General features: G+C 70.5%; 17 protein-coding genes and 1 pseudogene. 12 read left to right on the forward strand and 6 right to left on the reverse strand.

Annotated elements, in window-relative coordinates; all coding sequences use genetic code 11:
• Positions 1–134: 134 nt before the first annotated feature.
• Genes ON27_RS39690 through ON27_RS06745 form a run of 3 tightly spaced genes read right to left on the reverse strand, consistent with a single transcriptional unit; the run spans position 135 to position 2,765 of the window.
• Positions 135–1,127, reverse strand: a complete 993-nt coding sequence (locus ON27_RS39690; protein ID WP_051046276.1) for a DUF8176 domain-containing protein — start codon at positions 1,125–1,127, stop codon at positions 135–137.
• Positions 1,114–2,445, reverse strand: coding sequence for a hypothetical protein (locus tag ON27_RS06740; RefSeq protein WP_043720997.1), 1,332 nt, complete (start codon positions 2,443–2,445; stop codon positions 1,114–1,116). The genes ON27_RS39690 and ON27_RS06740 overlap by 14 nt, the downstream gene beginning before the upstream one ends.
• Positions 2,442–2,765 (reverse strand): hypothetical protein, encoded by a 324-nt coding sequence (locus tag ON27_RS06745; RefSeq protein WP_043720999.1) that lies wholly within the window; start codon positions 2,763–2,765, stop codon positions 2,442–2,444. Before ON27_RS06745 ends, ON27_RS06740 begins: the two co-directional genes overlap by 4 nt.
• Positions 2,766–3,172: 407 nt before the next feature.
• Here ON27_RS06745 and ON27_RS06750 point away from each other — a divergent pair, with 407 nt between their 5' ends.
• The 4 genes from ON27_RS06750 (at position 3,173) to ON27_RS06765 (ending at position 7,570) form a co-directional block, all read left to right on the forward strand.
• Positions 3,173–4,252, forward strand: coding sequence for a sugar ABC transporter substrate-binding protein (locus tag ON27_RS06750; RefSeq protein WP_043721080.1), 1,080 nt, complete (start codon positions 3,173–3,175; stop codon positions 4,250–4,252).
• Between the two features lie 70 nt (positions 4,253–4,322).
• Positions 4,323–5,096, forward strand: a complete 774-nt coding sequence (locus ON27_RS06755) for an ATP-binding cassette domain-containing protein (RefSeq protein ID WP_043721001.1) — start codon at positions 4,323–4,325, stop codon at positions 5,094–5,096.
• On the forward strand, positions 5,093–6,331 hold the full coding sequence (locus ON27_RS06760) for a sugar ABC transporter permease (protein WP_043721005.1): 1,239 nt from the start codon (positions 5,093–5,095) through the stop codon (positions 6,329–6,331). The genes ON27_RS06755 and ON27_RS06760 overlap by 4 nt, the downstream gene beginning before the upstream one ends.
• 30 nt (positions 6,332–6,361) lie before the next feature.
• On the forward strand, positions 6,362–7,570 hold the full coding sequence (locus ON27_RS06765) for an ROK family transcriptional regulator (RefSeq protein ID WP_043721009.1): 1,209 nt from the start codon (positions 6,362–6,364) through the stop codon (positions 7,568–7,570).
• 118 nt (positions 7,571–7,688) lie between these two features.
• Here ON27_RS06765 and ON27_RS06770 read toward each other — a convergent pair whose 3' ends face one another.
• Entirely contained in the window at positions 7,689–8,936 is a 1,248-nt protein-coding gene (locus ON27_RS06770) for a phthiocerol/phthiodiolone dimycocerosyl transferase family protein (protein WP_051046277.1), read from the reverse strand.
• Positions 8,937–9,165: 229 nt separating this feature from the next.
• Between ON27_RS06770 and ON27_RS06775 the strand changes: the two genes are divergently transcribed.
• From ON27_RS06775 to ON27_RS06805, 7 genes are all read left to right on the forward strand, one after another.
• On the forward strand, positions 9,166–9,852 hold the full coding sequence (locus ON27_RS06775; RefSeq protein ID WP_043721014.1) for a crotonase/enoyl-CoA hydratase family protein: 687 nt from the start codon (positions 9,166–9,168) through the stop codon (positions 9,850–9,852).
• Positions 9,853–9,879: 27 nt separating this feature from the next.
• A complete protein-coding gene (locus tag ON27_RS39695; protein ID WP_157227103.1) occupies positions 9,880–10,440 on the forward strand; it encodes a TetR/AcrR family transcriptional regulator in 561 nt (186 codons plus the stop codon).
• A gap of 124 nt (positions 10,441–10,564) precedes the next feature.
• On the forward strand, positions 10,565–11,917 hold the full coding sequence (locus ON27_RS06785) for a flavin monoamine oxidase family protein (RefSeq protein ID WP_043721018.1): 1,353 nt from the start codon (positions 10,565–10,567) through the stop codon (positions 11,915–11,917).
• Between the two features lie 58 nt (positions 11,918–11,975).
• Positions 11,976–12,425 (forward strand): universal stress protein, encoded by a 450-nt coding sequence (locus ON27_RS06790; RefSeq protein WP_051046279.1) that lies wholly within the window; start codon positions 11,976–11,978, stop codon positions 12,423–12,425.
• Positions 12,426–12,478: 53 nt separating this feature from the next.
• On the forward strand, positions 12,479–12,970 hold the full coding sequence (crcB, locus tag ON27_RS06795; protein ID WP_245559826.1) for a fluoride efflux transporter CrcB: 492 nt from the start codon (positions 12,479–12,481) through the stop codon (positions 12,968–12,970).
• Positions 12,967–13,335, forward strand: a complete 369-nt coding sequence (gene crcB, locus ON27_RS06800; protein WP_043721022.1) for a fluoride efflux transporter CrcB — start codon at positions 12,967–12,969, stop codon at positions 13,333–13,335. Before crcB (ON27_RS06795) ends, crcB (ON27_RS06800) begins: the two co-directional genes overlap by 4 nt.
• A 146-nt stretch (positions 13,336–13,481) precedes the next feature.
• The gene (locus tag ON27_RS06805; protein WP_043721024.1) at positions 13,482–14,489 is read left to right on the forward strand and encodes a cation diffusion facilitator family transporter; all 1,008 of its coding nucleotides are present in this window, start codon (positions 13,482–13,484) and stop codon (positions 14,487–14,489) included.
• A 1-nt stretch (position 14,490) separates the two neighbouring features.
• Here the strand turns inward: ON27_RS06805 and ON27_RS06810 are convergent, their stop codons facing one another.
• Together ON27_RS06810 and ON27_RS06815 are read right to left on the reverse strand one after the other, a co-directional pair.
• The gene (locus ON27_RS06810; protein WP_043721029.1) at positions 14,491–15,300 is read right to left on the reverse strand and encodes a class I SAM-dependent methyltransferase; all 810 of its coding nucleotides are present in this window, start codon (positions 15,298–15,300) and stop codon (positions 14,491–14,493) included.
• A gap of 88 nt (positions 15,301–15,388) precedes the next feature.
• Complete coding sequence (locus ON27_RS06815) at positions 15,389–16,804, reverse strand: amidase (protein ID WP_043721034.1); 1,416 nt, start codon at positions 16,802–16,804, stop codon at positions 15,389–15,391.
• A 66-nt stretch (positions 16,805–16,870) separates the two neighbouring features.
• Here ON27_RS06815 and ON27_RS06820 point away from each other — a divergent pair.
• Positions 16,871–17,243, forward strand: a pseudogene (locus tag ON27_RS06820) (FUSC family protein); the annotation flags it as partial.

Consider the following 17,243-nt stretch of genomic DNA (forward strand, 5'->3'; position numbering starts at 1 on the left):
AAATAATCTCCGGTGCGCGCTCGGAATGTCGCGCCGAAACGCGGGAGGCGATGTGATGTCGGCGGCGGTGCGCCGCAGCCTCGGCGCAGCGTGCTCGAACCCCGCGCGGGCCGCGCCGAGTGAAGCCGAGTGAATCAGCCCGCGGTGATCCCCGTGATCAGCGTCTGGTCCGTACCGGTCCGGGTTGTGATGAACTGCGTGAAGGTATTCGGTTCCTCGTCGGGAAACTGCTGCGTCAACCGGACTTCCCACCGCGCTTGGCCGTCGGGTCCGTCACCGGCTCGGGAGATCTGGACGCAGTACCGGGTGCCCACCGGCACCTGGTTGATACCGCGCTGGATCTGATCGGCCGGTGACACCGCGGCATCGGGGGCGACCACCGCGCGGGCCCGATACCCCGACCGTTCGGCGTAATAGGCGTACTCGAAAGCGAAGATGGCGTCGGGGCCGCTACCGGTGCCGCCCGGATCGGTGCCGGAAATGACTTCGCCCGTGCGCTTCTGCTCGCACCCCGGCGTCGCGATGGCCCACGGTGGCTTGACCCGGGACGTGGGCGTGGAGGTGGCCGCGGCGGGTCCGGCCGCTCGGGCGGGGGAGGTGACCGGCGTTCTGCGCGAATTCGCACCGGAACCGTAGATCATGGCCAGGCCGATCGAGACGGTGGCGACCACGATGGCGAGCACGATCAACACGGTCAGCGACCGGTTGCCACGCTGCTGATCCGTGCGCCGGGGATGGCGCACCGGCGTGCCGGGGTGGATTCCGGACCGGTTGACGATAGCGGGCGCTTTGACCTGGCCGTCCTCGGCCTTGGGCGGCTCGGGGGCGGCGGGCGCGCTGCGCTGCTGCGGGGCCTGCGGTCGCGGCGCCCGCTCCGCCGGGGGCGCGGGATCGAGCCACTGCTCCCACTCACCGAACTGCGGCCGGTTACTCGGCCTTTCCTGCGGCCGCGGAGGCTCCGCGGCCTCGTACTCCGGCTCCCGGCGACGTACCTGCTTGCGACGGCCGGGCGTACGACGCCGCTTGGACGGCTTGCTCGCGGGAATGCGCAGCATCGGCAGACCCGTGTCGAACGGATTGCTCTGGCTCGCGCCCTGACTGGGATGCTCCCGGTCAGGGGGTGTCATCGTCGAATTCGCCCAGCACCGGTACGACCGCTGTCACAGCGGACGGGATGGTCACGCCGAGCTGTCCGTCGCGCGGCTTGTGCTCGTGGTCGTTGCCACCGGGCGGCGGAGCGGGCGGCAGCACCATGCCGCCGGTGTGACCCGGCTGGCCGGGGTGGTCGGGGCGCCCGGCGGGGGCCGGCGGCGTGGAGTCGGCGAACGGCGCGGACCCGGGAACGGGCCTGCTTTCCGGCCTGGGCGCCTCCGGGCGGGCGGCGGGCGCGGAATTGCCGGGCGGATTCCCCGAACCGGGGCCGGCGGACGACGGCTTGTGGTCGGACGAGCCGCCGAAGTCGAACAGCTTCGAGGAGTTCTTCGAATCGTCGCCACTCGTGCCCGAGTTGGTGGTGGAGCCGGGATTGATCAGTTCCGGGATCGCCTTGTCCGCTGCCGCCGCGACCGTGTCGATGCCGTGGATGCCGACCTCGGCGATCTTGTCGATGATGTGCGTGCCGATGTCGACGCCCGCGTTGATGGCCGTGGTGCCGAGCTGCACGCCCGCGGAGATCAGCGCCTGCTGCAACTGCAGCTGGGCGGCCATGGCCGGATCCATGGGCTGCGTGGTGGCAGGCGTCGAGGCGCCGGGCGTGACCGTGCCGGGTGTGGCGGTGCCGGGCGTGACTTGCGCCGTGCCACCGGAGTGGGCGGCCTGACTCTGGCTCACGCCGGACGGCGAGGTGACCGTGAGCGGGCCCATCTCGTCGAGTTTACGGGTGTGGTCGTTCATTTCGGTGCGGGCGACCGTGACGGTGGTGAGCGCGTCGCGCAGCGCCTGGCTGGCGCGGGCGATGACGGCGTCGGTCTCCGGCGCCGAACTCGCGTTGTCCAGGATCTCCCGGGCGTCGCGGCGGAAGTCGGCGATGATCTGGTCGACGCGCCGCGCCGCGCGCCCGGAGGTGGCGTGCGCGTCGGCGAGGACGGACAGATAGGCGGGCCCGCGATCGGAGATGTCGCCGATCTCGGTCTGCGTGGTGCGCAGCGCGGGCACCGCGGCGTCGGCGGCGCGGGAGGTCCAGGTCGACTCCAGCGCGTGCAGACCTTCCCTGTGCGGCGCTTCGGTGTCCGCGACCTGCGCGGACGCGGCGGAAAGCGCGCCGGTCGCGGCGGCGCTCGGCACGCCGACGCCGGTGCCGAGCGAGGAGCGCAAGGTCAGCAGCGGGCGCACCAGCGCGGCGACGATCGGGGGATCGACGCCCGGTTCGGTGCTCTGCGGCCGGGTGGCCTCGGCGGCGGGCTGGGTGGCGTGCGCGCGTTTGCGCAGTCCCATCAGGCTTCTCATGCCAGTGCCTCCCCGGAGCGGGTGATCGCGGCAGCCGTCGTGGCGTCCACGTCCTGGGCGTCCTCGCGGTAGTCCCGCAGCACCCGGCCGTAGGCGTCGACCAGCTGCCCCGCGGTCGACAACGCTTGCGCGTGTTCGGAGACCGCGGCGGAGAAGCGCGCCGCGAACTCCGCGCCGACGAGCCCGAGATCGGCGGCCAGCCGGTCCGGATCCACCGCGCCGGAGGCGACCGTGGCCGCCGACGCCAATTGTTTCGATACCGCGTCCGCTATCGCGGTGTAGGCGGCCACCGCCGCCGGGTCGAGCCTGAGCGTGTCCACTGTTCCCCTCCCGGATCCCAGTCTGTCGCTGCCGCGCCAAGATTCACCGCCAAGAGTACTGTGCCGGAGGGCCGCTGTGCGCCCGATCCTCGGTGGTCTGTTCCCGGCGAACGCCGCCCCTGCGCGTCTGCGCTGCCCACCGCCCGGCCCGTCCGAGTCTTCCCCGTCCCCGGGCGTAGTGCCGGGCAGGGCGCCGACGGCCCTGTTCACGAGCCCTCCTCGGCCCCGGGGCCGATCGTGCGCACCAGCCGCCACCTGAGCGAATGCCCGCGTGTCGAGATTGTTATGCGGAACAACAAATCACCTGTTGTGCCCTGTGTCACAGTCCAATATGTTGCTGTGAACAACATTCGCTCCACTCCGACCGGCCCGGGACCTGTCCCGGGCCGGTGATGAAAGGCCCACTCATGCGTAAGGGCATGTTCAGCGCCGCGGCGCTGTCGTTCGCGTTATTCGCCGCCACGCTCACCGCTTGTGGCGACGACTCCGCGGACTCCGGCGGCAAGACCCAGATCGGCGTGATCCTCCCGGACAGCAAGACCTCCGCTCGCTGGGAGACGGCGGACCGCAAGTACTTGCAGCAGGCGTTCGATGCCGCGGGCGTCAAGGCCGATATCCAGAACGCCCAGGGCGACAAGAACGCCTTCCAGACCATCGCCGACCAGATGATCACCAACGGCGCCGCCGTGCTGGTGATGACCAACCTGGACAGCGGCACCGGCAAAGCCGTGATCCAGAAGGCGAAAGCGCAGGGCGTCACGGTGATCGACTACGACCGGCTGACCCTCGGCGGCGGCGCCCAGTACTACGTCTCCTTCGACAACGTGAAGGTCGGCAGCCTGCTCGGTGAGGGCGTCGCGCAGTGCCTGAGCGACCGCGGTGCCGTCCGCCCGGTGGTCGCCTACCTCAACGGCGGACCCACCGACAACAACGCCACCCTGTTGAAGACCGGCTACGACGGGGTGCTGCGGCCACGGTTCGACGCGGGCCGGTACGTCAAGGGGCCCGACCAGGCGGTCCCGGAGTGGGACAACACCAAGGCGGGCACGATCTTCGAGCAGATGCTCACCGGCCGGCCGGACATCGGCGGCGTCGTCGCGGCCAACGACGGATTGGCCAACGCCGCGATCGCGGTGCTGAAGAAGCAGAAGCTGAACGGTCAGGTGCCGGTCAGCGGCCAGGACGCCACGGTGCAGGGCCTGCAGAACGTGCTGGCGGGCGATCAGTGCATGACCGTCTACAAGGCGATCCGGAAAGAGGCGGAGGCGACCGCGAACCTCGCGGTGGCGCTGGTGAAGGGGGAGCGGGGCACGACCAACGGCGCGGTGCGCGATCCGGAGTCCCAGGCCGACGTGCCGTCGGTGCTGCTCGAGCCGAAGGCGATCTACCCGCGCGACGTCAAGGACGTGGTGGCCGACGGCTATGTCGGCAAGGCCGAGCTGTGCGCCGGCGAGTTCGCGAAACTCTGCGCGGACAACGGGATCTGATATCGCACGCCCCTTCCGCGGTTCGATGAGGGGATTGCGGAAGGGGCTCCATTCCTTCGGAGGAGTACCCATGTCCGAACTGCCGGTCATCGAATTACGCGGAGTAGAGAAGAGTTTCGGCCCGGTCCACGTCCTGCACGAGGTCGCTTTCAGCGCCTATCCCGGCGAGGTGACCGCTCTCGTCGGCGACAACGGGGCGGGCAAGTCGACGCTGGTCAAATGCATCGGCGGCACCCACCCGATCGACGCGGGCGAATTCCTCTTCGAGGGCGCGCCGGTGCAGGTGCACAGCCCGCGCGACGCGGCTGCGCTCGGGATCGAGATCGTCTATCAGGATCTCGCGCTCTGCGACAACCTGGATATCGTCCAGAACATGTTCCTCGGCCGGGAACGCAGGCGCGGCCTCGTGCTCGACGAATACGCGATGGAGGAACTGGCCGGAAAGACGCTGGCGAGCCTGTCGGTGCGCACGGTCAAGTCGGTGCGGCAGCAGGTTTCCAGCCTGTCCGGCGGCCAGCGCCAGACGGTGGCCATCGCGAAAGCCGTGCTGTGGAACAGCAAGGTGGTGATCCTCGACGAGCCGACGGCCGCGCTGGGCGTCGCGCAGACCCAGCAGGTGCTCGAACTGGTCCGCAGACTCGCCGACCAGGGTCTGGCGGTGGTGCTGATCTCGCACAACATGAACGACGTCTTCGCGGTGTCCGACCGGATCGCCGCGCTCTACCTCGGCCGGATGGCGGCGCAGGTCCGCACCTCCGACGTGACGCACGCGCAGGTGGTCGAACTGATCACGGCGGGCCGCAGCGGGGCGCTCGGACTCGAACCGAGCGGAGTCCTCCGATGACCGCGGTGGCCACCCAGCGGCGACCGGCGGCCGCGCCGGTGACCGATCTGGTGAGCGATTACGTCGGCCGGGTGCGCGGCGGCGACATGGGGGCGCTGCCCTCGGTGATCGCACTCGTCGTGCTCTCGGTGATCTTCTGGGCGGCGCGCCCGGTCTTCATGTCCGAGGCCAACTTCGCCAATCTGTTCACGCAGGGCGCGGCGATCGCGGTGATCGCGATGGGACTGATCTTCGTGCTGCTGCTGGGCGAGATCGACCTGTCGGCGGGGTTCACCAGCGGTGTCTGCGCGGCCGTGCTGGCCGTGCTGCTCACCGACAAAGGATGGCCGTGGTATCTGGCGGTGCTGGTCGCGCTGCTCACCGGCGTCGGGATCGGACTGGTGATCGGCACGGTCGTGGTGCAGATCGGGATACCGTCGTTCGTGGTGACGCTGGCGGCGTTCCTCGCGCTACAGGGCGTCGCGCTGAAGATCATGGACAACGGGCGCAACATCGCCATCCGCGACGAGACGATCGTCGCGATAGCGAACAAGAACGTGCCGCCGCCGATCGGCTGGGCGCTGTACGCGGTGCTGATCGCCGGTTTCGCGCTCGTCCAGTACCGGAAGTTGCGGGCGCGCAGGAAACTCGGGCTCACCGGCGCGACGGCGCGCACAGTCGTGATACGGGTGGGGCTGCTCGCGCTCGTGGCCGGCGCGGCGGTGCTGGTGCTCAACGGCGAGCGCAGCCGCAATCCCGCGTTGCACTCGCTGGCGGGAATGCCCATCGTGGTCCCGCTGATCGTGGCCCTGTTGCTGCTGTGGACGTTCGTGCTGGACCGCACCGCGTTCGGCAGGCACATCTACGCGGTCGGCGGCAACGCCGAGGCCGCCCGGCGCGCGGGCATCGCGGTGGCCCGCGTGAAGATCACCGCCTTCGTGCTGTGTTCGACGATGGCGGCGGTGGGCGGGCTGATCGCGGCCTCGCGCGCGAATTCCGTCGATCCGAACACCGGCGGCAGCGACGTGCTGCTCACGGCGGTCGGCGCGGCGGTGATCGGCGGCACCAGCCTGTTCGGCGGTCGCGGGCGGATGCTGGACGCGGTGCTCGGCGCCGCGGTGGTCGCGGTGATCAACAATGGGATGGGGCTGATGGGCTACAGCGCGGGCACGAAATTCGTTGTGACAGGATTTGTGCTGCTCTTGGCCGCCGGAGTGGACGCGCTGTCGCGCAAGCGTGCGCTCCGGAATCGATGAATCCCCCGCCCCGTGACGAAAGCCCGGTGAATGCGAGCAGCACCTTCTCCCGAGGAGATCCGCACGCGCAACCTCGCCGCGCTGCTGCGGAACGTCCACCGTGACGGGGCGGTGTCGCGCGCCACGCTCGCCGAGCGAATGGGATTGAACCGCAGCACGATCCTCGCGCTCACCACCGACCTGGCGGCCGCCGGCCTGGTGAGCGAGGAACTGCCCGGCCAGACCGGCCGGGCGGGCAGGCCCTCGCTGGTGGTGCGGCCGCGGTCGGAACGGGTGTACGTCGTCGCGCTGGACGTCAGCGCGGACCGCCTCGCCGCCGCGCGGGTCGGGCTGGGCGGCTCGGTGCTCGATCGCACCGAGACCACCCGTCCGCGCGGCGCGTTCGACCCCGAGGACGTGATCGCCGCTCTGGTGACCATGGCGCGGGCGATGATCGCCGCCGCGGCGCCGGACGCGGTGTGCGTGGGGGTGGGTGTCGCGTTCTGCGGCATGGTCCGCGAGGAGGACGGCGTGGTGCGGTACGGGCCGAACCTGGGCTGGGTGGACGTCGCCTTCGGCGCCGAGATGACCAGGGAACTCGATCTCGGACTTCGGGTCGCGGTGGGCAACAACGCCAATCTCGGCGCGCTGGCCGAACGCGAACGCGGTGTGGGCGTCGGCTTGGCGAACCTGATCTACCTGCACGGCGACGTCGGCATCGGCGGCGGCATCATCGTCAACGGCGAGTTGCTCGGCGGTGAAGGCGGTTACGGCGGGGAAGTGGGGCACATGATCGTGCATCCGGGTGGGCGGCCCTGCGCCTGCGGTTCCCGGGGCTGCCTCGAGGCCGAGGCGGGCGAACTCGGGTTGATCGCGGCGGCGGGACGCAGCGATCCGCCCGGGCAGGCGGCGGTCGACGCGATCGTCGACGCGGCGGCCCGCGGCGACACCACGGCACGGGACGCGTTGCACCAGGTCGGCGAATGGCTCGGATACGGCGTCGCCAATCTGGTGAACGTCTTCAATCCGTCGGTGGTGGTGTTCGGCGGGGTGCTGCGGGAGATTTATCTGGGGTCGGCGGCGCAGGTGCGCAGCCGCGTTGCGATCAACGGCCTGCAAGCCGTCCGCGAACGGGTTCGCCTGCGTACCAGCGCGCTCGGCGGCGACGCGACGCTGATCGGCGCCGCGGAACTGGCCTTCACCGACGTGCTCACCGACCCGTTGCACACGTTGTCGCGGACCTCCGCAGCGCGCGCCTGACGAAAGGCGGCGTCGGCCGGTGAGGCGCGCGGTGCGACGAGAAAGCGTCCGCCGCCGATGATTTCGCCGAGAGCGGGCCACCCGTGATCCGGCCATCGCCGTCGGCGCGGCCGAACGTTCAGGCGGCGTCTGCCGCGCTGAACTCCGACAGGTGCGCGGCGAGCAGTTGGACGCGCACCCGCTGTTCGGCGGTGGTTTCCTCGGGATGGTGGATCTCGATGCTCAGCCGGTCGTCGAAGGTGCTGATGATGATGGTGCCGCTCGGCTGCTGCAGCCGGTGCCCGGTCCTGTCCGGTTTGCCGAGCATGATCGAGCGAAAGTCGGTGACGCGCAGGTCGTCCGGGACCCGAGGTCTGCGCACGCGTCCCCAGTTGGTGGCGAGCACGATCCCCGGTGCGCGCGGCGGAGGGCCGGCAGCGATCTCGGGGATGTGCAGCGGGGTCTGTTGCACGAAACCCCTGTCGAGTCCGGCGCGCAGCGTGTCGCTGATGTCACGGGCCAGCTCCACGAGTGTCGCGCCGGTCCGCGGCGCGGGCACGAAATTCGCGAAGCCGAGTACGTTGGTGCCGTCGGTCGCCCCGATCGGCGGCCGCACCCGGGTGCGCAGGTCGACCGAGTAGGTGTAGACCAGGTCGGTCAGTGCCAATCCGCGCAGCTCGGCCTCGGTGAGCAGGATCGCGGCGGAGGCGAGGCCGTTGATCGTGGTGTGCTCTCGGTGTCCCAGCTCGACCAGCGCGGCGGTCTGCTCGCGGGTCATCCTGCATCGTGCCGTGCGGGGTAGGAGGTAGTCCAGGTCGTCCGGGCCGGTATAGACCTGGGCCACGCCCATCGGGCGGTGGGGCATCGCCGGTGTGTCGATCTTCCGTACGCCGCGCTCGCGCAGCAGGTCTTCCACCGAGTGTGGGAAACCGTGCGGCTCCAGCTCGGGCGTGCGGCCTCGGGCGAGGTCGGCATAGCACGACCACAGCTCGGCGAACACGGCCAGCGAATGATAGGCATCCGCGACGCTGTGGTGGGTCACCAAGGTGACCCCCGCGGTGGCGCCGTCGCGGACCACGCACAGCGAGCTGAGCGCTCTGCGCTGATCCAGCCGGGCACCGGTGAGCATTCGCTCGGGATCGCCGTCGGCGACCGTCATCTCCGCCGCGCCGTCCGGTGCTTCGAGCAGGAGGTGCCCGCCGCGCCCGTCCGGCTCCAGACGGGCGGCGAGGATCGGGCGGGAGCGAACCACGGCTTCGAACGCCGCCGACAGCGCGGCGAGATCCAACCGGCCGACGACCCGGACCGAATAGCCGACGAGGACTTCGCTATTGGCGAAGATCGCCTCGCTCGGCGCCAGCGGACGGATGACGGTTGCTGCGGTCATGTCGCTTCCTCCACCTGAGCCCTGTCCCAGAGGCTAGTCCGAAGCCCGGACGCGCCAAACTCTTTCGGCAGCATCATCTGTGTCCTGTATCGGCGGATACGAGCCCGCCGTTTCGGGTTGTTGCCACACCGACACCTTGTCCACACCAGGCCCCTCGAACGTGGAGCCCGGCGTTAGCTGCCGCCCTTCTAGAGTGATACTCTAGAGCCTTGCTCTAGAGGAGGCTGCCATGACCGAACTCGTCACCTACCGGCTCGACGCCGGAGTCGCCACCGTCACGCTGGACGACGGCAAGGCGAACGTGATGTCGGAGCACATGATCGGCGCCATCGCCGCCGCCCTGGACCGGGCCGAGGCCGATCGCGCCGTCGTCCTGTTGACCGGACGCTCCCGCATGTTCTCCGCCGGCTACGACCTGGCGACGTTCTCCCGATCCGCCGACGACATCCGCCGCACCCTGCGGGCCGGCGGCAACCTGGTCCATCGGCTCCTCGGGTTCCCGTATCCGGTCGTCGCGGCGTGCCCGGGGCACGCGATCGCCCAGGGCGCGTTCACGCTGCTGGCCACGGACGTGCGATTCGGCGTCGAGGGGGATTTCAAACTGGGTCTGAACGAGGTCGCGATCGGTCTGACCATTCCGCATTACGGCGTCGAGACGGCACGGCACCGGCTCACCGCCCCGGGGTTCGACCGGGCGGCGAACACCGGCGTCCTGCTCGGTCCCGAGGAAGCCAGGGAACTCGGCTTTCTCGACGTGCTCGCCGCCGACGCCGACGAACTGCGCGAGCGCGCGACCGCCGAAGCGCGCCGATTGACCGGCATCGACTTCGCCGCGCATACCGGCACGAAGCTGCGGGTGCGTGCCGGAGTTCTCGCCGCGGTCCGGTCCGGCATCGACGCCGAGTTCGGGGCGTAATCGAAAGTGCGCACGCGCGAGCGGATCTTGGCGGAAGCGACCGAACAACTCCTGGCGAAGGGTTATCCGGCGTTCACGGTGGCCGGCGTGCGCGATCGGCTCGGTCTGTCCAGCGGCAGCATGTTCCACGCGTTCGGTTCGAAAGCCGAACTGGCGGCCGCGGTCTATGTCGCGGGGATGCTCGACTACCAGCGCGCGGTGCTGGACCGCCTCGACGCGTACGGCATCGACGCGCAGCAGGCGATCCGCGCGATGCTCGCGGCCCATCTCGGCTGGGTGGAGGATCACCGTGATCTCGCCCGCTTCCTGTTCGCGACGCTTCCCGACGAGGTCGCGCGGGTCGCGGAGCCCGAACTGGCGCAGCACAACCGAGTTTTCTTCGGCGCGCTGGAACGCCGGTACCGCGAACTGCTCGGCACCGCGGACGTGGGCGGCGACGGCTATCCGGTTGCCCATGCGATCTGCGTGGGACCGGCGCAGGAGTACTGCAGGCAATGGGTCCGCGGACGCGTCTCGGCGCCGCCGCGCACGCTGGCCGCGACCTTCCAGGACGCCGCCGCGGCCGCTCTCGCCACCCTGATTCGATAGCCGCCCGGTCGGGCAGCGCGGGTGTACGCGTGGCGGTGCCGGGGCGATGACCGCGCCGGTTGCGGAACGGCGATGTGTGATCAACAGTGGTTGTCGAGTTACGGTGCGGCGACGGGAGGCCACCATGGACCGTGCGGACGTCGTTGTCGTCGGTGCCGGATATGCCGGGCTGTGCGCGGCGCGGACATTGCGGGCGTCCGGTCGGGAGGTCGTGGTCCTGGAGGCGAGCGATCGCGTCGGCGGTCGCACCCTCGCCGCGCGGATCGGCGGCGGTTGGGCCGTCGATCTCGGCGGACAGTGGATCTCGGGTGCGCACACCAGGTTCGCCGCGTTGGCCGAGGAGTACGGCGCGGCGATGTACGCACCGCCGGAAGGGGTCGACCTGCTGGTCGAGGGCGTGGTCCGGCGGCGGTTCACCGGCGCCCGCCCGCCATTGCCGACGCTGGTGCTGGTGGTGCTCGCCCAGGCCATGTGGCGGCTGGAACGCATGGCCGCCCGGATCGACCTCGCGCGCCCGTGGACCACGGCGGGCGCGGACCGGCTGGACGCGATGACCGCCGCGACCTGGCTGCGCCGGAATCTTCCGGAGCGGCGCGCGCGGAACCTGGCCGAGGTGATGATCGGCGAGGAGCTGTGCGTCGATGTGGGCAGTATCTCGATGCTCGGTTTGCTGACCACGATCCGCTCGGCGGGCGGTGTCGAGGCCGGGATCACGGCCGAGACGGTGACCCGCATGTTCGTGGACGGCGCCGACGGACCCGCGCTGGCCATCGCCGCCGAACTCGGGGACGCCGTGCGTCTCGGCGCGCCGGTCACCGGTATCCGTCAGGGAGCGGACGGCGTCCGGGTGGGCGCGGTGACCGGTGACGTGCACGCCGAGCGCGTGATCGTGGCGGTGCCGCCCGTCCTCGCCGGACGCATCGCCTACGACCCCCCGCTGCCCGCCGCGCGCGACCAGTTGACCCAGCGGATGCCGATGGGCTCGGTCCTGAAAGCTTTCGCGGTCTACGAGCGCCCGTTCTGGCGTGACGACCGGCTCACCGGTCAAGCGCTGAACCTGCACGATCCGGTACCGGTGACCTTCGACGCCACCCGCCCCGGCGGCCCCGGCGTGCTCGGCGCGCTGGTGCCCGGCCGGGCGGCGCAGCGGCTGGGTGCCCTTCCCGCGAGCGAGCGCCGCGCCATGATCGTCGGCTCGCTCGTGCGCGCCTTCGGCCATGCCGCCCGCGAGCCGGTCGAGTGGCACGAGAAGGTCTGGGCCGAAGACCCGTACACCCGTGGCGGATACGGCGCCTTCTTCCCGCCGGGCGTGCTGACCACCGTGGGCTCGGCGCTGCGTCATCCGGTCGGAGCGATCCACTGGGCGGGGAGCGAAACCGCCACGGAGTGGTCGGGGTACATCGAGGGAGCGATCCGCTCGGGTGAGCGCGCGGCCGCCGAGGTGCTCGCCGTGGACCGATCCACGGCCACCGCCTGATTGCCGATCGATTGCTCGAACGCTGGCTGCGACCGAGCCGAGGGATCACAATGGAAAGGTGTTCCAGCGGATCGTGGTGGGTTACGACGACTCGCCCGGCGCGAGGGCCGCCTTGACGATGGCGCTCGATCTGGCGACGGTGCACCACTCGGCGCTCACGGTGGTGGCGGTGGAAGAGTATCTGCCGCACTACGGTCCGGTGGTCGGCGAGATCGAGGACGAGCGCTCGATCGGCGAGCGGACCTGCCGCCGGTGGCTCGCCGCCGCCGCCGAATCCGCGCGACAGCGCGGCATCGAGGTGCAGGCCGAGATGCGCGCCGGCCAGGCGGCGCGGGAACTGGCCACGGCCGCCGCCGAGCACCGGGCCGACCTGCTGGTTCTCGGCCGCAGTGGGCATTCGGGCATCTGGGGCCGGTTCATGGGCAGCACCGCGGAGAAGGCCGCCCGGCACGCCTGCTGTTCGGTGCTGGTCGCGCACGACGGCGACGGACGGCCCGAAGGCCGGTGAGTGCGGCCGTGTCGTGACGGCGGTGGCGCCGCGGCGGGTCGATCGTGTTAGAGATGTGCATGGCCGGGGAACTGACCGAGGAGCCGATGCCCACCGCCGAACGCGCGAGAAACCGCGCGCCATGGCGGGACTTCTGGCGCGCCCACGGTGTGGTGCTGGTGGTCGTCGCGGCAGGGGGCGCGCTGGGCGCGCTGGCTCGCTACGGTCTTGCCCAAGCGTTGCCCGGCCGGGCCGGACATATCCCGTGGGCCACCTTCGTCTCCAATGTGTCGGGCTGCTTCGCGATCGGCGTACTCATGGTGGCGGTGACCGAGATCTGGACGGCGCACCGATTGGTGCGCCCATTCCTCGGCGTGGGCGTCCTGGGCGGATTCACCACCTTCTCCACCTACGCCAACGAGATCCGCGAGCTACTGCGCCCCGACACGATCGTCGCCGCGGCCGCATACCTGGCGGGCACGCTGATCTGCGCTCTGCTCGCGACTTTCGCGGCGATGTGGCTCACCAGGGCGGGCTATGAGCGCGCGCGAAAGAGGGCGAGATGACGGTGCTGCTGGTTCTTCTGGGCGGTGCGATCGGCGCGCCGCTGCGGTATCTCGTCGACCGGGCGGTGCAGAATCGCCGCGACAGTCTGTTCCCCTGGGGCACTTTCCTGGTGAACCTGATCGGCTGCTCGATTCTCGGCGCCCTGAGCGGGGCGGGGACCGCGCTGTCCACGCCGCTGTTCGTTCTGCTCGGCACCGGATTCTGCGGAGCCCTGACCACCTACAGCACCTTCGGATACGAGACCGTGCGATTGGCGGAGCGCGGCGCCTATCTCTTCGCGGCGACGAACGTGATCGCCAGTGTCTGCGCAGGGCTGATCGCCACCGTGTCCACCTACGCCGCAGTGCACGCCCTGGTCGGCTGACCCCATCCGGGCTGTCCGGCCGAACCTGTATGGGACGTGATCCAGTTCACTCGGCTGGTCTACCGCGAGCTACTCGGGGTCGGATAAGCTCTGTCGTGACAGATGCAAATATGCGCATACATCTTCGGTGACGGAAGGCTGGTTCGATGGGACACGAACATGGTCACGCGCACGGACACGGGGTGTCCGGCGAGGCCGATCGCAGATGGCTGACCATCGCGCTGGCCCTCATCGTCGGTTTCATGTCGATCGAAGTCGTGATCGGCGTACTGGCGAACTCGCTGGCCCTGCTGTCGGACGCGGCGCACATGCTCACCGACGCCGCGTCCATTGTGCTCGCGCTCATCGCGATCCGGCTGGCGGCGCGGCCCGCGAACGGCAAGTACACCTATGGCTACAAGCGCGCCGAGATCCTCTCGGCGCAGGCCAACGGTGTCACGCTGCTGGTGCTGGCGGGCTGGCTCACCTACGAGGCCGTGCGCCGCCTGTTCGAGCCACCCGAGGTGACCGGCGGTCTCGTCTTGGCGACCGCGCTGGCCGGCATCGTCGTCAACATCGCGGCCACCTGGGCCATCAGCAAGGCCAACCGCTCCAGTCTCAACGTGGAGGGCGCCTTCCAGCACGTGCTCAACGACCTGTACGGGTTCATCGCCACCGCCGTGGCCGGGCTCGTCGTGCTGACCACCGGCTTCGCCAGGGCGGATGCCATCGCCACCTTGGTCGTGGTCGCGCTGATGGTCAAGGCGGGTCTCGGGCTGGTGCGTGAGTCCGGCCGGATCTTCCTGGAGGCGGCGCCCGCCGGGGTGGACCCGGACGCGCTCGGGCGCGGGCTGGTGGACATCGAAGGCGTCGACGAAGTGCACGACCTGCACGTCTGGCAGATCACCTCCGGCGACATCGCCCTGTCGGCGCACGTGCTGGTTCGTGCGGGCGCGGACTGCCACGGGCTGCGCCAGCGGATCGAGCACCTTCTCGACCACGACTACGGCATCACCCACACCACGTTGCAGGTCGACCATACCCACGGCGTGGGCGCCGCGGCGCCCACGGACGCCCAGCGCCTGCTGCCGGTGTTGGACGACCACTGCGACGACGCGCACGGGCCGGTGCACCGCGACCGCCCGTCGTCCGCCGCGGGTATCGGCGCGCCCTGAGCTACCGGGCGCCACGCGCGTGGACGATGCCGGGCGGGATGTCGCGCAACACCGGAAGGCCCTCGAAGACCGGAAGGCTCACCGCGAGCGGGCCGCGGGACGGACCGAAGGACGACAGCGTCACCTCTGCCACCCGCGGGCTCCATTCGCGCAGCAGCCGCTCCGCCCGGCTGCGTTTGACGCCCCAGGGCATGGGCGGTGCGGTGTAGTGCGGTGTCTTCGCGAAACCTCGCATGGTCTTGCGCGAGAACCAGGGCGGGATGATGTCGAACATCAGCTCCACACCGGGGAGCCGGTCGAAGATGGTGGTGCACAGGCGGCGCACCTGGTCGGGCTCGAAGTACATGAACAGGCCCTGCGCGGTGACGAAGACTCCGCGTCCGGTGTCGACCTCGTCGAGCCAGGCCGGATCGAGGGCGCTGACCGCCAGATGACGGCAGCGCTCGCTCGGCGGCAGGAACCGCTCGCGCAGCGCGATGCCCTCGGGCACGTCGACGCACAGCCAGCGCACCTTGCCGTCGTCGCACCGCTGGAATTGAGTCTCCAAACCCGAGGCGAGTTCCACGACGGTGCCGCCCGGGTGCGCCGCCAGCCAGGGCCGCAGCGCCTGGTCGAAGCGCAGCGACCGCACCGCGTGCGTGCCGTCGGGCGCGCCGAACGCCCGGGCGTAGTCGTAGTCGAGCGCGTCGAAGATCCGGACGCAGTCCGGATCGCGCAGTATGCCGTCCGCCCGTTTCGCTTCCGACGCCCGGTTGTAGAGCGTCCACAGCATGGTCTCCGGGATTCCCGCCAATTCGACGCTCGCGCCCATGTTTTCGTCCTTCCGGCTCCGGGCCGTGTCCGCCCGCCGACACTCGAATCGAGCGAACTTAGCCTAACCTAATTCAGGACGAAACGGCTCAGTGATGCAGACGCGGGAACGGCTGCTCGGCCTCGACCAGATAGGCCAGCTCCAGCAGGGTGCGTTCGTCGCCCCGCGTGGCGGCGAACTGAACTCCGATCGGGAGCCCGCCCTCGGTCAGTCCGGCCGGAACGGTGATCGCCGGCGTTCCGGTGATGTTGTTGATCGGGGTGAAACAGACGTAGGCGCGCAGGCGGTCGATGAGATCCTCGAACGGCACCGTAGGGCTGAGATGGCCGAGTTCCGGCGTGGTGTGGCCGAGCGTGGGCAGCAGCACCGCGTCGTAGGGCTCGAGCGCCCGCTCGTAAGTCGCCGCCGCCGCCCGTAGCCGGTAGAGCGTGAGCGGGGCGTGCAGGGCCCGGCGCAGGAAAAGCGCACGGAGGCCGACGGTCAGATCGTCCACCCGGCGCGCGTCGAACCGGCGGTCGAGGAATTTTCCCGTCGTGGTTATCGCGGCCGCGAGCAGCCCCCAGTAGTGGAGAAATGCGCTCTCGATCGCGGCGCCGAACATCAGTGGCACCGGCTCCACCGAATGACCACTGGATTCGAGGACCCGCGCAACCTTTTCGACAGCCGCTCGCGTGGGACCGGCGGCGAGCGGCCCCGCGAGGTTGTCGAGCACCAGCGCTATCCGCATCCGTCCGGGCGCCGGGCCCTCGACCCGGCCGATCGGCTTCAGCGCGGGATTGCGCCAATAGCGTTCGGCCGCCTCGGCGTATGCCGCGGTGTCGCGCACCGTCCTGGTCAGCACTCCCTCGCTGACGATGTCGACCGGCAGCGAGCGAGCCAGCCCTGAGACCACGTGCCGACCCCGCGTCGGCTTCAGGCCGACCAGCCCGGCGCAAGCCGCCGGAATCCGGATCGATCCGCCGCCGTCGTTGCCGTGCGCGATCGGGACGACGCCCGCCGCCACCAGCGCGGCCGCCCCGCCCGACGAGCCGCCCACCGAATGGCCCGTGTGCCAGGGGTTGCGGGTGGGCGCCGCGTGCGGCGGCTCGGTGCTGGCGTTGAACCCGAACTCGGGCATCGCGCTCTTGCCGAGCACGGTGAGGCCGGTGCTGAGGAATTGCCGGGTGTAGCCGCTGTGCGCGCGGGCGGGTGTCGCACGGAACGCGGCAGTGCCCTGGTTCGTCGGCATGCCCGCCACGTCCGTGTTGTCCTTGACGAAACTGGGCACGCCGTAGAACGTGCCGGTCCGCTCGGCGGGCAGCAGTGGGTTCGCATAGCTTCGGTAGGCGACTGCCGCCAGCTGTTCGACCCGCTGGGCGCGCGCCACGGCAGCCGCGGCGAGTTCGTGTGGTGAAACCGCACCGTCGCGCACCAGCGTGGCCAGGGCGACGGCGTCGTGGTCACCGAGTGCGTCGTCGCAGAAGGCGTGGACGCGCGTAGGTAGCGGTAGAGCGTCGGCGGTCATATCCCGAATCTAATGTGTGCGTCAGGCAGGTCGTCCAGATCGAAGTCAGGTCGGAAAGGACAGCAGGTGGCCGCGACATACCCGGAGCCGGTGCCACCGAAGGGCCGGGTCGGCTCGCTGTTGTTCGCCCTGCCGCCGACGGGCCGGCGGTGGGGCGTCGCGCTGCGCGCCGCCGTGGCGTTCGCCGCCCCCGCCGCGATTCTCACCGGTCTCGGCCGTTCGGACGCGGCGGTGTTCGTCATGTTCGGCGCCTTCGCCGTGCTCTACGGCGAGGGACGGCCGTTCCGGGTGCGCGGGTGGGTGGTTCTCGCGGCCGGTGTGGCGCTGCTCGCCGCCGGTGCGGTCGGCGCGGCGACGGGCGCCGTGCTCGGCGCCGGATCGGGTTCGTCCCTGGTCATGGTGCTCGTGGTGTCCGCGATCGCGGTGGTGGCCGTCTTCG

Origin of the sequence: Nocardia asiatica NBRC 100129 (assembly GCF_000308415.1) — a bacterium.
Classification (GTDB): Bacteria; Actinomycetota; Actinomycetes; order Mycobacteriales; family Mycobacteriaceae; genus Nocardia; species Nocardia asiatica.

Bases quoted from the DNA above. Each gene is read 5' to 3' on its own strand.
- ON27_RS39690 (WP_051046276.1), bottom strand. From the start codon at position 1,127: ATGACACCCCCTGACCGGGAGCATCCCAGTCAGGGCGCGAGCCAGAGC.
- ON27_RS06740 (WP_043720997.1), bottom strand. From the start codon at position 2,445: ATGAGAAGCCTGATGGGACTGCGCAAACGCGCGCACGCCACCCAGCCC.
- ON27_RS06750 (WP_043721080.1), top strand. From the start codon at position 3,173: ATGCGTAAGGGCATGTTCAGCGCCGCGGCGCTGTCGTTCGCGTTATTC.
- ON27_RS06755 (WP_043721001.1), top strand. From the start codon at position 4,323: ATGTCCGAACTGCCGGTCATCGAATTACGCGGAGTAGAGAAGAGTTTC.
- ON27_RS06760 (WP_043721005.1), top strand. From the start codon at position 5,093: ATGACCGCGGTGGCCACCCAGCGGCGACCGGCGGCCGCGCCGGTGACC.
- ON27_RS06765 (WP_043721009.1), top strand. From the start codon at position 6,362: ATGCGAGCAGCACCTTCTCCCGAGGAGATCCGCACGCGCAACCTCGCC.
- ON27_RS06770 (WP_051046277.1), bottom strand. From the start codon at position 8,936: ATGACCGCAGCAACCGTCATCCGTCCGCTGGCGCCGAGCGAGGCGATC.
- ON27_RS06775 (WP_043721014.1), top strand. From the start codon at position 9,166: ATGACCGAACTCGTCACCTACCGGCTCGACGCCGGAGTCGCCACCGTC.
- ON27_RS06785 (WP_043721018.1), top strand. From the start codon at position 10,565: ATGGACCGTGCGGACGTCGTTGTCGTCGGTGCCGGATATGCCGGGCTG.
- crcB (WP_245559826.1), top strand. From the start codon at position 12,479: ATGTGCATGGCCGGGGAACTGACCGAGGAGCCGATGCCCACCGCCGAA.
- crcB (WP_043721022.1), top strand. From the start codon at position 12,967: ATGACGGTGCTGCTGGTTCTTCTGGGCGGTGCGATCGGCGCGCCGCTG.
- ON27_RS06805 (WP_043721024.1), top strand. From the start codon at position 13,482: ATGGGACACGAACATGGTCACGCGCACGGACACGGGGTGTCCGGCGAG.
- ON27_RS06810 (WP_043721029.1), bottom strand. From the start codon at position 15,300: ATGGGCGCGAGCGTCGAATTGGCGGGAATCCCGGAGACCATGCTGTGG.
- ON27_RS06815 (WP_043721034.1), bottom strand. From the start codon at position 16,804: ATGACCGCCGACGCTCTACCGCTACCTACGCGCGTCCACGCCTTCTGC.